At 67.3% G+C, this 12,833-nt stretch carries 16 protein-coding genes; 8 read left to right on the top strand and 8 right to left on the bottom strand.

Annotation, left to right across the window (positions count from 1 at the left end):
- The first annotated feature begins 1 nt into the window (after position 1).
- Genes ACO07J_RS20915 through ACO07J_RS20895 form a run of 5 tightly spaced genes read left to right on the top strand, consistent with a single transcriptional unit; the run spans position 2 to position 3,137 of the window.
- On the top strand, positions 2 to 352 hold the full coding sequence (locus tag ACO07J_RS20915; protein ID WP_422032565.1) for a Na+/H+ antiporter subunit C: 351 nt from the start codon (positions 2 to 4) through the stop codon (positions 350 to 352).
- On the top strand, positions 349 to 2,001 hold the full coding sequence (locus ACO07J_RS20910) for a monovalent cation/H+ antiporter subunit D (RefSeq protein WP_422032563.1): 1,653 nt from the start codon (positions 349 to 351) through the stop codon (positions 1,999 to 2,001). The genes ACO07J_RS20915 and ACO07J_RS20910 overlap by 4 nt, the downstream gene beginning before the upstream one ends.
- Before the next feature lies 1 nt (position 2,002).
- Complete coding sequence (locus ACO07J_RS20905) at positions 2,003 to 2,506, top strand: Na+/H+ antiporter subunit E (protein ID WP_422032561.1); 504 nt, start codon at positions 2,003 to 2,005, stop codon at positions 2,504 to 2,506.
- Entirely contained in the window at positions 2,503 to 2,772 is a 270-nt protein-coding gene (locus tag ACO07J_RS20900) for a K+/H+ antiporter subunit F (protein WP_350127253.1), read from the top strand. Before ACO07J_RS20905 ends, ACO07J_RS20900 begins: the two co-directional genes overlap by 4 nt.
- Positions 2,772 to 3,137, top strand: coding sequence for a Na+/H+ antiporter subunit G (locus ACO07J_RS20895; RefSeq protein ID WP_422033482.1), 366 nt, complete (start codon positions 2,772 to 2,774; stop codon positions 3,135 to 3,137). Before ACO07J_RS20900 ends, ACO07J_RS20895 begins: the two co-directional genes overlap by 1 nt.
- Before the next feature lie 18 nt (positions 3,138 to 3,155).
- Here ACO07J_RS20895 and ACO07J_RS20890 read toward each other — a convergent pair whose 3' ends face one another.
- From ACO07J_RS20890 to ACO07J_RS20880, 3 genes are all read right to left on the bottom strand, one after another.
- On the bottom strand, positions 3,156 to 3,857 hold the full coding sequence (locus ACO07J_RS20890) for a GntR family transcriptional regulator (protein WP_422032559.1): 702 nt from the start codon (positions 3,855 to 3,857) through the stop codon (positions 3,156 to 3,158).
- On the bottom strand, positions 3,854 to 5,218 hold the full coding sequence (locus ACO07J_RS20885) for a formimidoylglutamate deiminase (protein ID WP_422032557.1): 1,365 nt from the start codon (positions 5,216 to 5,218) through the stop codon (positions 3,854 to 3,856). Before ACO07J_RS20885 ends, ACO07J_RS20890 begins: the two co-directional genes overlap by 4 nt.
- Before the next feature lie 74 nt (positions 5,219 to 5,292).
- Positions 5,293 to 5,973: an SOS response-associated peptidase gene (locus ACO07J_RS20880; RefSeq protein ID WP_422032555.1), complete on the bottom strand. Its 681-nt coding sequence runs from the start codon at positions 5,971 to 5,973 to the stop codon at positions 5,293 to 5,295.
- A 142-nt stretch (positions 5,974 to 6,115) separates the two neighbouring features.
- On the opposite strand from ACO07J_RS20880, the gene ACO07J_RS20875 reads away from it, so the two are divergent.
- Positions 6,116 to 7,060 carry a LysR family transcriptional regulator gene (locus ACO07J_RS20875; RefSeq protein WP_422032553.1) on the top strand — a complete coding sequence of 315 codons (945 nt, stop codon included), beginning with the start codon at positions 6,116 to 6,118 and terminating at the stop codon, positions 7,058 to 7,060.
- Here ACO07J_RS20875 and glmS read toward each other — a convergent pair.
- The 3 genes from glmS to ACO07J_RS20860 form a co-directional block, all read right to left on the bottom strand.
- Positions 7,057 to 7,539 carry a methylaspartate mutase subunit S gene (gene glmS, locus ACO07J_RS20870; RefSeq protein ID WP_422032551.1) on the bottom strand — a complete coding sequence of 161 codons (483 nt, stop codon included), beginning with the start codon at positions 7,537 to 7,539 and terminating at the stop codon, positions 7,057 to 7,059. The genes ACO07J_RS20875 and glmS overlap by 4 nt on opposite strands.
- Before the next feature lie 108 nt (positions 7,540 to 7,647).
- Complete coding sequence (locus ACO07J_RS20865; RefSeq protein WP_422032549.1) at positions 7,648 to 8,331, bottom strand: GntR family transcriptional regulator; 684 nt, start codon at positions 8,329 to 8,331, stop codon at positions 7,648 to 7,650.
- Complete coding sequence (locus tag ACO07J_RS20860; protein WP_422032547.1) at positions 8,328 to 9,110, bottom strand: maleate cis-trans isomerase family protein; 783 nt, start codon at positions 9,108 to 9,110, stop codon at positions 8,328 to 8,330. Before ACO07J_RS20860 ends, ACO07J_RS20865 begins: the two co-directional genes overlap by 4 nt.
- A 131-nt stretch (positions 9,111 to 9,241) precedes the next feature.
- Here ACO07J_RS20860 and ACO07J_RS20855 point away from each other — a divergent pair, with 131 nt between their 5' ends.
- Positions 9,242 to 10,384: a M24 family metallopeptidase gene (locus ACO07J_RS20855; RefSeq protein WP_422032545.1), complete on the top strand. Its 1,143-nt coding sequence runs from the start codon at positions 9,242 to 9,244 to the stop codon at positions 10,382 to 10,384.
- 124 nt (positions 10,385 to 10,508) lie between these two features.
- Positions 10,509 to 11,162: a lipoate--protein ligase family protein gene (locus ACO07J_RS20850; protein ID WP_422032543.1), complete on the top strand. Its 654-nt coding sequence runs from the start codon at positions 10,509 to 10,511 to the stop codon at positions 11,160 to 11,162.
- Here the strand turns inward: ACO07J_RS20850 and ACO07J_RS20845 are convergent.
- Both ACO07J_RS20845 and ACO07J_RS20840 read right to left on the bottom strand, forming a co-directional pair.
- Positions 11,132 to 12,067, bottom strand: coding sequence for a 3-hydroxyacyl-CoA dehydrogenase NAD-binding domain-containing protein (locus tag ACO07J_RS20845; protein ID WP_422032541.1), 936 nt, complete (start codon positions 12,065 to 12,067; stop codon positions 11,132 to 11,134). The two genes, ACO07J_RS20850 and ACO07J_RS20845, sit on opposite strands and share 31 nt — an antisense overlap.
- Complete coding sequence (locus tag ACO07J_RS20840; protein WP_422032539.1) at positions 12,068 to 12,808, bottom strand: SDR family NAD(P)-dependent oxidoreductase; 741 nt, start codon at positions 12,806 to 12,808, stop codon at positions 12,068 to 12,070.
- Positions 12,809 to 12,833: the final 25 nt, after the last annotated feature.

Genomic DNA, 12,833 nt, shown 5'->3' with positions numbered 1-12,833 from the left:
GATGGAGCTTCTGCTTGCAAGCGCCGTCGGCGTTCTCACCGCAGCGGGGGTCTACCTCGTCCTGCGCCAGCGCACCTTCCCGGTGATCGTCGGCACAGCCTTCCTGTCCTACGCGGTCAACGTCTTCCTGTTCGCCTCCGGGCGCCTCGCGGTCCACCAGCCGCCGGTGCTGACCGATGCAGCCACCGCTTATACCGACCCGCTCCCGCAGGCGCTGGTGCTGACGGCGATCGTGATCTCCTTCGGGATGACGGCGGTCGTGGTGATGGTGGCGCTCGGCGCCTATCTCAGTTCCGAGGATGACCATATCGACGACCTGCCCGAGACCGATGACGAGGGGGCGCAATCATGAGCCACTGGATCATCCTTCCCGTCGTCCTGCCTGCGATGATGGCGGCCTTCATCGTGCTTGTCGTCCGCCACCACGTGACGTTACAGCGGGTCTTCTCGCTGGCCGGCACCGTGGCACTGCTGGCCATCGCCGCCGGGCTCGTCATCGCCACGTGGGACGGCACGGTCATCCTCTACCAGCTCGGCAACTGGGCCGCGCCCTTCGGCATCGTGCTGGTGGCCGACCGACTGTCGACACTGTTTGTCTTCCTCACGTCCCTGCTGGCGATCTTCGTCCAGCTCTACGCCGTCGGCTCGAAATGGGACACGCGCGGCCGGCATTTCTACGCGCTCTTCCAGTTCCAGCTCATGGGCATCATCGGCGCCTTCCTGACGGGCGATGCCTTCAACCTCTTCGTCTTCTTCGAGGTGTTGCTCATCGCCTCCTACGGGCTGATGATCCACTCGGGCGGGCCCGAACGTTTCCGCGTGGGCGTGCAATACGTGGTCTTCAACCTGCTGGGCTCGACGCTCTTCCTCTTCGCCCTCGGCACGATCTACGCCGAGACCGGCACGCTCAACATGGCCGACCTTGCGCAGCGCATCGCCGCCGCACCGGCCGAGCATACGGCCGGCATCCGCGCGGCCTCGGTCATGCTGCTGATGGTCTTCGCGGTGAAGGCCGCGATCCTGCCGCTGCATTTCTGGCTGCCCTCGGCCTATGCCAGCGCGCCCGCCCCGGTGGCCGCGCTCTTCGCGATCATGACCAAGGTCGGCGCCTATGCCATCATCCGCTTCTACACGCTGATCTTCCCGCCCGACCTCGAAGCCACGCAGGGCCTCTTCGACACCTGGCTCCTGCCTGCCGCACTGATGACCCTTATCCTGGGGATGCTGGGCGTGCTCGGCGCGCGCCGGCTCGACAGGCTGGTGGCCTTCGCGGTGATCGGCTCGATGGGGATGCTGATGGCGGCGGTTTCGGTCTTCACGCCCCAGGGCATCGCCGCGGCGCTCTTCTACGCCATCCATTCCACGCTGGCCACGGCGGCGCTCTTCCTGCTGGTCGACGTGGTCCGCGACCGGCGCGAGCGCAACCTGCTCACCTTCGACCTCGCCCCGCCCATCGCCGGCGGCGCGCTGGTGGCCGGAATGTTCTTCGCCGCGGCCATCGCCATGGCGGGCCTGCCGCCCCTTTCGGGTTTCATCGGCAAGCTGCTCATCCTCGACGCGGCCATGGCCGACGCGCGCATGGCCTGGGTCTGGGCCATCATCCTCGGGATGAGCCTGATCGCCGTCATCGGCTTCGCCCGCGCCGGCAGCACGATCTTCTGGCGCGCCCATGCCTCGGAAGCGGCCTATGACCAGGGAACACCGCCCGAGGACGAGGCCGCGCTGGCACCGATGCCCGTCCTGCCGATGGTCGCCATCGGCGGCATTCTCGCCACGCTCGTGGCCGTCACCGTTTTCGCCGGGCCCCTGCAACGCCACCTCGCGGCTACCGCCGACCAGCTCTTCGCGCCCGCCCCCTATATCTCGACCGTGCTGGAGACGCCCGGCAAGGAAATCACCTACAAGGGCCACGGCGAGGACGACCACGACACGGAAAGCAAGGCCAGGGATTCCCACGGCGCGGACAACCCGGAGACGCCGCTTGAAGAGGAGGCGCACTGACATGGCAAGCCGCCTGACCCGACGCATCTTCCCGCACCCGCTCCTCACCCTGCTGCTGACCCTTGTCTGGTGCATGCTGATCAACACGCCCAGCACCGGCGCAGTCGCCTTCGGCCTGATCCTCGGCATCCTGATCCCGATCCTGACGGCGGCCTACTGGCCCCAGCGCCCGATCATGCGGCGGCCGTACCGGATGGTTACCTATATACTCATCGTCGTCTGGGACATCGTACTCGCCAACGTGCAGGTCGCCCTGATCGTCCTGTTCAAGAGCAACGCCCGGATGAAGCCCAACTGGGTCTGCATCCCGCTCGATTTGCGCACGCCCGAGGCCATCGCCATCCTTGCCGGCACCATCACCCTGACCCCCGGCACCGTCTCGGCCGACCTTTCCGACGAAGGGCACTCACTTTTGGTCCATGCACTCGATGCCCCTGACCCCGATGCCGTGCGCGACGACATCAAGCACCGTTACGAACGCCGCCTGAAGGAGATTTTCGAATGATCACCTATGCGCTGTACTTCGCCTTCGCCGCGGTGGGCCTGTCGCAGGTTCTTGCCCTCTGGCGGCTGCTCATCGGCCCGGGCTCGGGCGATCGGGTCCTTGCGCTCGACACGATCTCTGTCAACGCCGTGGCCCTTATCGTGCTGTATGGAATTCTCACCCGGACCCAGGTCTACTTTGAGGCCGCCCTGCTCATTGCCATGCTGGGTTTCGTGTCGACCGTGGCCTATGCGCGCTTCATCCTGCGCCGGGACGTGATCGAATGATGGAAGTGGCCGAAATCCTCGTCAGCGCGCTGATCGTCATCGGCGCTCTCTTCATCCTCGTGGGGTCTTACGGGTTGCTCAAGCTCGACAGCCCGATGTCCCGCCTGCATGCCCCCACCAAGGCCGGCACGCTGGGTGTCGGCAGTACGCTTGCGGCCTCGATGATCTATGCCTTCGTCTGGGGTGACGGGTCGGTGCATGAATTCCTGATCATGGCGTTCCTGTTCGTGACAGCCCCCGTATCGGCCATGTTCATCGCCAAGGTCGCCATCCACCGCCGCCGCGTCGCCGTCGAGCCGCCGTCGCCGCCCGAAGACAGCACATGGGCCACGAAAGCCATACCGGTCGCCGACGACAACGCGTGAAACCCGGGCCGTTCCGCTTCAGACGCTGGTCTGCATTCGATAGCCCGGCGGGAAAAACTGCCGCACCGACGTGATCGAGCGGTCGTTGTCCCACGTGACCCGGTCGATCACGAAGATCGCGGCGCCGAGGTCACAACCGAGAGTTCCGGCCACCTCTTCGCTCGCGTTCTCGGCGAAGAAGGCGATATCGCCCTCGGTATAGGGCGCGTGGGTCAGCAGCCACTCGTTCGCGCTCGTCTCCGCGAACCCTTCCTCTGCCGCGCCGGGGACCGTGGAAAGGTTGACCCAGCGGTCCTCGAACACGAACGGCACACCATCCGCCGTCTGTACCGATTTCACCCGGACGAATTGGTCGTTCTCCCGCGCCTTCAACTGCCGCAACAGCGCCTCGGGCGGCGTACCGCGTCGATAGAACAGCCGCTCGTAGCCATAGCTCTGGCCCCGGTCCTCGATCTCCTTCCGGATCATCGGGATGCTCAGCGTCGCCTTCCGCACCGGGTGCAGTGCCACCCGCGTGCCCGCCTTGCGCCGCCGTTCCAGCAACCCGGCCTCCGACAGGTTTCTCAAGGCGCGGTTCACCGTCGCCCGGGCACAGCCGAACTCTTCGGCCAGGTCCTGCTCGTTCGGGATCATCTCTCCCGGCGCCCAGATCCGCGCATGGATGCGGCGGCGCACTTCCTCCTGCACCGCCTGCCAGTTCTTGAATTCACCCGCCGTCACAGCGCCGCGCTCAGCTTGGCCATCGTCGCGGCGTACCGGTCGCGGATCTCGGCGTGCTTCACGTGCCGCCCGCCCTCGACCACGGGCCGCCCGGCCGCCCACACGCGCGAGACCATCCGGTCATCGCCCGCGAAGATATAGGCGTCGAGCACGGCATCCCCCTCGCGCCCCTGCAGGTCCACCGCCCGGCCATCCAGCGCCAGCAGATCGCCCCAGCTGCCCTCGGCAATCCCGCCGACGCCCCGGCCGGCCGCCTGCGCACCGCCCGAGACCATCGCCTCGAATATCCGCCGCCCCGTCGACTGGCCAGCCGAGGCCAGCGCCGCCCGCGACCGGTCCCGCAGCCGCTGGGAATATTCAAGCGTCCGAAGCTCCTCGGTCAGCGAAATCCTGATATTGCTGTCCGACCCGATGGCAATCCGGCCGCCCGCATCGAACCACCGCACCCCGTCGAAGATCCCGTCGCCAAGGCTGCTCTCGGTGATCGGGCACAACCCCGCCACGGCCCCGGTCGCGGCCAGCCCCTCGGTCTCGTGCGGCTCCATCTGCGTACAGTGGATCATGCACCAGCGCTCGTCCACCTGTCCCGTCTCAAGCACCCACTCCACGGGCCGCTTGCCCCAGGCCGCTTCGACCTCCTCGACCTCGGCCACCTGTTCGGCCAGGTGCATGTGCACCGGCCCCTCGCCGGCCAAGGCCGCCGTCGCCGCAAGATCATCTTTTCCCACCGCCCGCAAGCTGTGTGGCGCCACGCCCAGCACGGTATCGCCGGGCAACCCCTTCAGTGCCACCCCGGCCCCTTCGTGCAGCCTCGCAAACCGCTCCGGATCGTTCCCGAACCGGATCTGCCCCGGCCCCAGTTCCCGCCGGTCACAGCCGCCATACTGGTAATGCACCGGCAACAGCGTCAGCCCGATACCCGTCTCCGCCGCCGCCGCCGCGATCCTCGCGCTGGTCTCGGCAATGTTGTCGTAAGGCACCCCGCCCGGCTGGTGATGCAGGTAATGGAACTCCACATTCGTGGCATACCCGGCTTCCAGCATCTCCATCTGCACGAAGGCGGCGATCGACTCGATATGCTCGGGCGTCAGCTGGTCCAGGAACCGGAACATCAACTGCCGCCACGTCCAGAAACTGTCGCTCCCGCTCGGCCCCCTCCGCTCGGTCATGCCGGCCATGGCCCGCTGGAAGGCGTGGCTGTGCGCGTTCACCGGTGCCGGCAGCAATATCTCCACCCGCTCGCCGCTCTCCGGCTGGCCCGCCCGGACGCTGGCGATACGCCCTGCGCCGTCAAGCTCCACCACCACGTCCCGTTGCCAGCCTTCGGCCGTCAGCGCCTGTTTCGACCAGATTGTCGGCATATCGTCGGGTCCCTTCTGATAATATGTGCAGACATATTACCAGACAGGACACCGTTGACAAGGGCCCGCACCACTCACCCCGCCGGGTCTTCCTTCACGCCCTCGCCCTGCTGCACGATCCGCATCTTCCCCGCCGGATAGGGCCGCATCAGTGCCGCCGCCGCCTCCGGCGTGCCGGTCAGCCATGTCTCGTAATCCCCGGGCTCTAGGATCACCGGCATCCGGTCCGGATGCACCGGCTTCACCAGCTCGTTCGGCGTCGAGGTCACCATCGTATGCGTCTCGATATCCACCAGCTCGCCCCGATACTCGCCCCGAAACCCCCGCCACATCCCGGCAAAGGCAAAGGGCGGGCGCGCGTCGGGGTCCTCGCTCGCCATCCCGAACCAATAGTACGTCGCCGGGTTGCGCCCCTTCGCCTCGCAAAAGGACGTGGCCGGGATCAGGCAGCGCCGTGCCTCCAAGCTCGCCCGCCAGAAGCCGGAATGCCGCACCTTGTCGTCGCGCGCGTTGTTCACCGCCTTGGGCATAATCGGCTTGCCCGTCTTCTTCGACACTTGCGGCATCAGGAACCCCCAGTGCATCGACACCAGCTCGCGCTGGCCGCCCTCGCCAATTCGCACGACGGGCGCGCTGTACCGCGGAAAGATCGCCGGCAGCGGTGCGAAATTGCCCAGCCCGTCGAACCCGGCGGCGACATCGAACAACTGGCGCATCGCCTGTTGCGTGGTCATGTTGGAATGCAGGTTGCACATGGCGCGGATGCTAGCACCGGCCCTACCGCTGACAAGCCCCGATGACGCCAATCCGCGACAGGCCTGACCAATAAGAAATTTTGAACTTACCCGGCACCTCCGCTAGTCATTACTACGCAAGACCAGAAGGGGGGCGCTCGCCATGTCGAAAGATGGCTCAAGGATCACCCTGCGCCAACTCGAGATTTTCCTCGCCGCCGTGGAAAACCGCAGTTTCGCCGCCGCGGCCGAAACCCTGTCGCTCTCCGCCCCGGCGGTCTCGATGCAGATGAGCAAGCTGGGAGAGGAGCTGGGCGCCGTCCTGTTCGAGAAGGACGGCCGCTCGATCCAGCCGACCGAGATCGCCAATGCCCTCGTGCCCTACGCCCGCCAGATGACCTCCACCCTGACCGACGCGGTCGAGATGGTGAAATCCATGCAGGGCGAGCTCGACAACCGGGTGCGCGTGGCCATGGTCTCGACCGCCCGCAACTTCGGCCCGCAGCTCTTCCAGGAATTCCAGAAGCACCACCCCCGAATCGACCTGCAGATCACCATCGCCAACCGCCGCGGCGTGATCGAGGCGCTGGAAACCGGCCAGATCGACCTTGCCCTGATGGGCCGTCCCCCGCGGCGGATCGAGGTGACGGCGCACCAGTTCGCCCGTCACCCCTACGTGCTGATCAGCCACCCCGACCATCCACTCGCCCGGTTCCGCCGCATTCGCCGCGCCGACCTCGCCGCGCACCGCTTCCTTGTGCGCGAGACCGGCTCCGGCACCCGCATGGTTCACGAGCACTACTTCCAGAGCGACGGCCTCTCTCTCCCGCAGTCGCAGGAGATGGACAGCAACGCCAACATCAAGCAGGCGGTGATGGCCAATATGGGCCTCGCGTTCATTTCGGCCCACACCATCGCGCTGGAATACGAGGCCGGCAAGCTGACCATCCTCGACGCCGAGGGCATGCCCGAACTGCGCGACTGGTTCGTGCTTTACCCGAAAGAGGCCGTGCTCGGCGCCGCCGCCCGGCAGTTCCGCGATTTCATCAAGGCGAAGGGCCCGCGCTTCATGCGCGACTTCTTCGGCCCCACGCTCGCACCGGGCTAGTCGTAAGCCGCCACCGCCGGCGCCACGCCGAAGGCGCCCGCCCCGTACAGGTGCGCGCCCGGCCGGCGCATGTCGATATCGTCGCGCAACTTCGCCGCGATGCGGGTGATGTTCGCACGCGCCGGAAACACCCGGTCGAACCCCTTGGCAAGAAACAGCGCCTCGGTCTCGTCCCAGCTTCCCTTGGCGGCAAGGAACCGGCCGCCCAGGTACAGCAGCACATCGTTCACACCTCTTTCCGCGCAGGTCTCGCGCAGGCACTTGCACTCTGATTCGGCCAGCCCGTCGGCACAGGAGACCAGGATCGCATCCGCCCCCGTCTCGACCGCCGCCCTGACCAGCTCGGCCCGGCTGTCGCAGCAGCCGACATTCTCAACTTCGAACCCGTGATCGGTCAAAACCTGCGCCATCACGCAGTTCCCGACCGTTTGCTGCTCTGCCCCGATGACCCCGAGGACGATTTTGTAAGTCGATGGCATTCCTTGCCTGTCCATGTTGCCTGCAACCAGTTTCGACCCGTAGAAAACTCCCCCGTTACGGTCAACATGGCTTATTTCACTTTTTAATTACTTCATCTTTTCTTATCATTAATTGGGCGATTTCCGGCTCATCCCGCCCCGCCCGAAGGCCGCCGCGACCCGCCGGGCCGCCATCGCGGTGTTGTTCTCCTGCATGTTGGCCACCGCCTTCATGTCGCCCTGCTCAAGCCAGAAGACCATTTCGCGAATCTCCCGCAGCAGCAACGTGAATTCCCGCTCTGGCGCCTCTGCGTAGAGCGCGAACCAGAACGGCGCGACCTTGAAGTAGTAAAGGTCGTGAAGCCCCCTAAGCTCGCGATTCCCGATCAGCGCGTTGACGATCTCGTGCCGGTCCTCGTTGAGCTGCCAGAACGCCTGCGCGCCCGGCGGGTTCGGCAGCGCCTCGGCCTGCGCCTGCAACGCCCGCATCGCGTCGGCCGACTCGCGCGGACAGGGCCCCGACGCCAGCTCGCCGATCAGCCCGGCCAGCCGGATCCGCAACTCGTAGATATCGGCCAGCGTCTCCGGGTCGCCCGCCGTCACCAGCGTGCCCACACCGTTGCGCGTCTCCACCAGCCCGAACGCCGCAAGCTGGTGCAGCGCCTGCCGCACCGGCGTCCGGCTCACCCCGAACTCCCGCGCCAGCTCGACTTCGCGCAGTACCGCCCCGAATGGCAGTTCCAGCGTACAGATCCGCTCGCGCACCGCCCGGAAGATCGCCGCGGCGCCCGTGGTCTCGGCCCCGTCCCTCAATGCTCGCGCAACAGCCGGCCCAGCCCCTCCAGCCGGTCCGGCACCCCGGCCAGCCGAAGCACGTCCCACAACATCGCCTGGTTGGAACAGATCGACGTCTTTCCCAGCGCCTGCTCGATCCGGTCGATGACCTCCATGCTGCGCAGCGCGCCACAGCTCAGCAGCACCGTATCCGCCTCCGGATGGTCGATCGCCCGCGCGTAATCCATCAGGTACCCGGGCGAGACCCGGATCATCTCGGTGTCGTAGCTCAATCCCATGCCATGCGCGCGCAGCACCTCGAACCCGGCCTCTTCAAGGTAGCGTACCATCCGCGCGTTCAGCTCCGGCACGTAAGGCGAGCCCAGCACGATCTTCGCCGCACCTACCGCCGCCAGCGCCTTGCGCACCGCCCCCGCCAGGGTCGAGGCCACGGCCCCCTTGGCCCCCTTCTCCAGCTCGGCACAGGCCGCAGCCTCGCCCACCGCCACGGTCCCCGAGGTACAGCCCAGCGTCACCACGTCCAGCCCGTCATCCGGCAAGATCCGCCCCGCCGCCGCGGCCAGCGACTGCTTCAACTGCGCCAAGCTCTCCGAGGTGATATCCCGCGGCATCGGCGCCCGGCTGAAATACGCGCCCACGCCCGGCGGCATGTAGCGCAGCATCTCCTCCTCGATCGTCTGCTCGTTGGGGATCAGCACGAAACCGATCTTCGCCCGCGCATTGCGCCCCTCGTCGAATCCCACCGCGTTCAGGATCGCCGCCCGCGCGGCCTCGGTCATCGGATCATTGGCGTTCATCTGGGCAACTCCCTCCGGGATCTGTCGCATATGTATACACCAGCCGTCGATTCCGCACAAACCCGTTGCCGTGATATCCGATAGCTTCCAACCTGTATACAGCTTGACCCGATTCCATGAAGGAGCCCGCCATGCATTCGAACCCCTTCACCGATGCCGAACTCGCCCGCCGCCTCGCCGCCACCCGCACCGAGATGGCCAAACGCGGCCTCGACATGGCCCTCTTCAGCTCGCCCGAGAACATCTTCTACCTGATCGGTCTCGATCACTGGGGCTACTTCGCCCCCCACCTCCTCATCGTCCCGGCCGAGGGCGACCTCACCCTCATCACGCGACAGATGGAACAGGCCGTCATCCGCAACCAGGTCCGCAACGCCGCGTTCATCGGCCACACCGATTCCGAAACCGCCGCCGATGTCGCGGTGAAACACCTGAACGGCCAGTGCGGGGGCCTTACACTCGGCCTCGAAAACTGGTCCTCCGGCCTCGCCTACGGCATGGGCCACCAACTCACCAACCAGATCGACGCCGCCGGATGGCAGGATATCACCGGCATGCTCGACCTCATGCGCCTCGTCAAATCGCCCGAGGAAATCACCTTCATGCGCGCCGCCGCCAAGGCCGCCGACGCCGGCACGCAAGCGGCCATCGACGCCATCCACGACGGCGCCCGCGAAACCGATGTCGCGGCCGACTGCCTCGCCGCCATGACCCGCGCCGGTGGCACGCCGCCGGGATTCGGGCCATTCATCCGCCCCGCCGCCCGCATGGCCGAGGAACACACAAGCTGGGGCGACGGCACCCACCACCAGACCGTCTTCCTCGAGGTCGCGGGCTGCGTCGCCCGCTACAACGCGCCGATGGGCCGGCTCGTCCATATCGGCTACATCTCCGACGAAGACGCCGAGATGGCCGAGCTGTCCAAACACGCCTTCCACGCCACCCTCGACGCACTCAGGCCCGGCGTGACCGCCCGCGATGTCTACAACGGCTGGCAATCCGTGGTCGACGAAGCGGGCCTGCCCACATACCGCCGCCACCATTGCGGCTACCTCGTCGGCATCGGCTTCCCGCCGTCATGGACAGGCGGCCCCCGCGTCACCGGCCTGCGCCACGATTCCGACCTCGAGATGAAGGTCGGCATGACCTTCCACCTCATGTCATGGTTCACCGAAACCGGCCGCGGCAACTACTTCGTGTCGAACACCGTCCTCCTCGGCCCGGACGGCGCCGAAGTCCTCAACAGCACCCCCTTCGGCCCGCACGTGAAATGAGCGCTGCCTTGACCTCCCCATCGGGCCCGCCTTAACTGGCGCCCCGCCCGGTCAGCCCGAGGAACACGCCCTGCCCGCCGCCCCGATCCTCTTCGAGACAGCCGATGCCGGCCTCGCAGCCGAGATGGCCATGCTCTCCGCCGTGGCCTCGGGCGACGCGCCGCACTCCGCCTTCCTCTGGTCCGCCGCTGCGCCCTGCCTCGTCCTGCCCCGGCGCTACACCCTCACCGACACCTACCCGCAGGCCGCCCGCGCCTCCGCCGCTGAAGGCTGGCCCGTCACCCCCCGCCAGACCGGCGGCGGCATCACCCCGCAAGGGCCCGGCGTCCTGAACGTGGCCCTGGCCTTCACCGTCGCCCCACCGCACGGCCGCGACATCCGCGGCAGCTATGCCGAGATCACCGAGCCGCTCACCGACGCCTTCGCCACCCTTGGCATCGCCTCCAGCACCCAGCCCGTCGAGGGCAGCTTCTGCGACGGCGACTACAACCTCGCCGTTTCGGGCCGCAAGATCGTCGGCACGGCCCAGCGCTGGCGCGGCAACACCTGCCTCGCCCACGCCCTCATCCTCACCGATATCGACCTCGCCCCGGCCGTCGCCGCCGTCCAGCGCCTAGCCACCGCCCTCGGCCACGACACCCGCTTCGCCCTCGACGTGCACAGCCGCCTCGCCGACCTCGCGGCACACCCGCAAACCCTCACCGAAGACCTGCATGCTGCCCTTCACAAGGCCCTGACAACCCGCGGCTACGCCGACTGGACCCCCGCAAGCGCCTGACGCATCGCCAGTATCATCGCATCCCGCCGCGCGCTCAGCTCCTCCACCGACTGCCCGGCATTGGCCTCCTCCAGCCCCTCGACCAGCAACGCAATCGTCTCCGCGTCCAGCACCGGCTCACCCATATCCTGCCACCACCCGTTGAACGTCTCGGAGAAGTGATCGCAAAACGCCTGCAACCCGCCAGCCCCGGCGCCCAGACCGAACAACGCTGTCGGCCCCATCGCCGCCCAGCGCAGCCCCGGCCCCGCGCTCATCGCCTTGTCCACGTCCGCAACGCTCGCCACACCGCTCTGCACAAGGTGAATGGCCTCCCGCCACACCGCCGCCTGCAACCGGTTCGCCACGTGCCCCGGCACCTCGCGCTTCACCCGGATCGTCACCTTGCCGATATCGGCATAGAACGCCTCCGCCGCGTCCAGCACGCCATCCTCGGTCCGCCCGTTCGCCATCAGCTCCACCAGCGGAATAAGATGCGGCGGGTTGAAGGGATGCCCGAGGATGAACCGCCCCGGCGATTGCCACCCCGCCTGCATCTGCCCCAGTGTCAGCCCCGAGGCAGAGCTCGCCACCACCGCCCCCGGCGCCAGCACCGGCTCGATCTCGGCAAATGTCGCGTGCTTGATCGCCACCCGCTCCGGCACGTTCTCCTGCACGAACCCGGCCCCCTCGACGGCCTCCGCCGCCGAGCCATGGAACGTCACCCGCCCCGGGTCACCCCGCTCCGTCAGCCCCAGCGCGTCCATCGTCGGCCACGCCCGATCGACATAGGCCCGCACCGCCGCCTCGGCCCCCTCCGCCGGGTCATAGACCGCCACCGACCGGCCCGACGCCAGGAACAACGCCGTCCAGCTCGCCCCGATCACCCCCGCGCCCAGCACGGCGCAATGTGTCACTTCATTCATTCAGAACATCCCCGGATTGAGGGGCGAGGCCGCGGTCATCCCCCCGTCGATAGTAAACAACTGCCCGCTGGCAAACCCCGCCTCGTCCGAGGCGAGCCACACCGCCATCGCGGCAATATCCTTCGGCTCCCCGAACCGCCGCACCGGATGCCGCGCAATCGCGTCACGCCGCGCCGCCGCCGGATCACCGGCCAGTTCGAACCCCGCCTCCAGCATCCCCGTGTTGATCCACCCCGGACAGATCGCATTGCACCGGATCTTCGGCCCGTGATCCACCGCGATCGACCGCGTCAGACCGTGCACGAACGCCTTCGATGCGTTATAAAGCGCCATCGACGGGTCCGCCTGCCGGCCGGAGATCGACCCGATATTCACGATCGCCCCGCCGTTCCGCATCACCGGGATCGCCGCCCGGCACATGTTGAACACCCCCCGGCAATTCGCCCCGATCACCAGCTCCCAATCCGCATCCGTGCTATCGACAACCGTCTTCTCTACCTGCACGCCCGCATTGTTCACCAGCACGTCCAACGCCCCGCAGGCCTCCACCAGCGCCGCCGCCTGCGCCGGGTCCGACACATCCGCCGTCACCCAGCCACAGCCCTCCGGCAAATCCCCCGGATCGCCCCTGCGCCCACAGGTCACAACCTCGGCGCCTTCGCGCAAAAACGACCCGACGATCGCACGCCCGATCCACTGCCGCCCGCCGGTCACCAGCGCCCGCTTTCCCTCAAGCCGCATCCCGTTCCCCCGACCGAACCTTCAC

The sequence above is a fragment of the Roseovarius sp. genome, from assembly GCF_965228755.1.
In the GTDB taxonomy this organism is placed as follows: domain Bacteria; phylum Pseudomonadota; class Alphaproteobacteria; order Rhodobacterales; family Rhodobacteraceae; genus Roseovarius.
Note: the sequence above shows the minus strand (reverse complement) of the source record. Positions and strands in the feature narration are given on the sequence as shown.

Coding starts and splice junctions, on each gene's coding strand:
- ACO07J_RS20915 (WP_422032565.1), top strand. CDS start 2: ATGGAGCTTCTGCTTGCAAGCGCCGTCGGCGTTCTCACCGCAGCGGGG.
- ACO07J_RS20910 (WP_422032563.1), top strand. CDS start 349: ATGAGCCACTGGATCATCCTTCCCGTCGTCCTGCCTGCGATGATGGCG.
- ACO07J_RS20905 (WP_422032561.1), top strand. CDS start 2,003: ATGGCAAGCCGCCTGACCCGACGCATCTTCCCGCACCCGCTCCTCACC.
- ACO07J_RS20900 (WP_350127253.1), top strand. CDS start 2,503: ATGATCACCTATGCGCTGTACTTCGCCTTCGCCGCGGTGGGCCTGTCG.
- ACO07J_RS20895 (WP_422033482.1), top strand. CDS start 2,772: ATGGAAGTGGCCGAAATCCTCGTCAGCGCGCTGATCGTCATCGGCGCT.
- ACO07J_RS20885 (WP_422032557.1), bottom strand. CDS start 5,218: ATGCCGACAATCTGGTCGAAACAGGCGCTGACGGCCGAAGGCTGGCAA.
- ACO07J_RS20880 (WP_422032555.1), bottom strand. CDS start 5,973: ATGTGCAACCTGCATTCCAACATGACCACGCAACAGGCGATGCGCCAG.
- ACO07J_RS20875 (WP_422032553.1), top strand. CDS start 6,116: ATGTCGAAAGATGGCTCAAGGATCACCCTGCGCCAACTCGAGATTTTC.
- glmS (WP_422032551.1), bottom strand. CDS start 7,539: ATGCCATCGACTTACAAAATCGTCCTCGGGGTCATCGGGGCAGAGCAG.
- ACO07J_RS20860 (WP_422032547.1), bottom strand. CDS start 9,110: ATGAACGCCAATGATCCGATGACCGAGGCCGCGCGGGCGGCGATCCTG.
- ACO07J_RS20855 (WP_422032545.1), top strand. CDS start 9,242: ATGCATTCGAACCCCTTCACCGATGCCGAACTCGCCCGCCGCCTCGCC.
- ACO07J_RS20850 (WP_422032543.1), top strand. CDS start 10,509: ATGGCCATGCTCTCCGCCGTGGCCTCGGGCGACGCGCCGCACTCCGCC.
- ACO07J_RS20845 (WP_422032541.1), bottom strand. CDS start 12,067: ATGAATGAAGTGACACATTGCGCCGTGCTGGGCGCGGGGGTGATCGGG.
- ACO07J_RS20840 (WP_422032539.1), bottom strand. CDS start 12,808: ATGCGGCTTGAGGGAAAGCGGGCGCTGGTGACCGGCGGGCGGCAGTGG.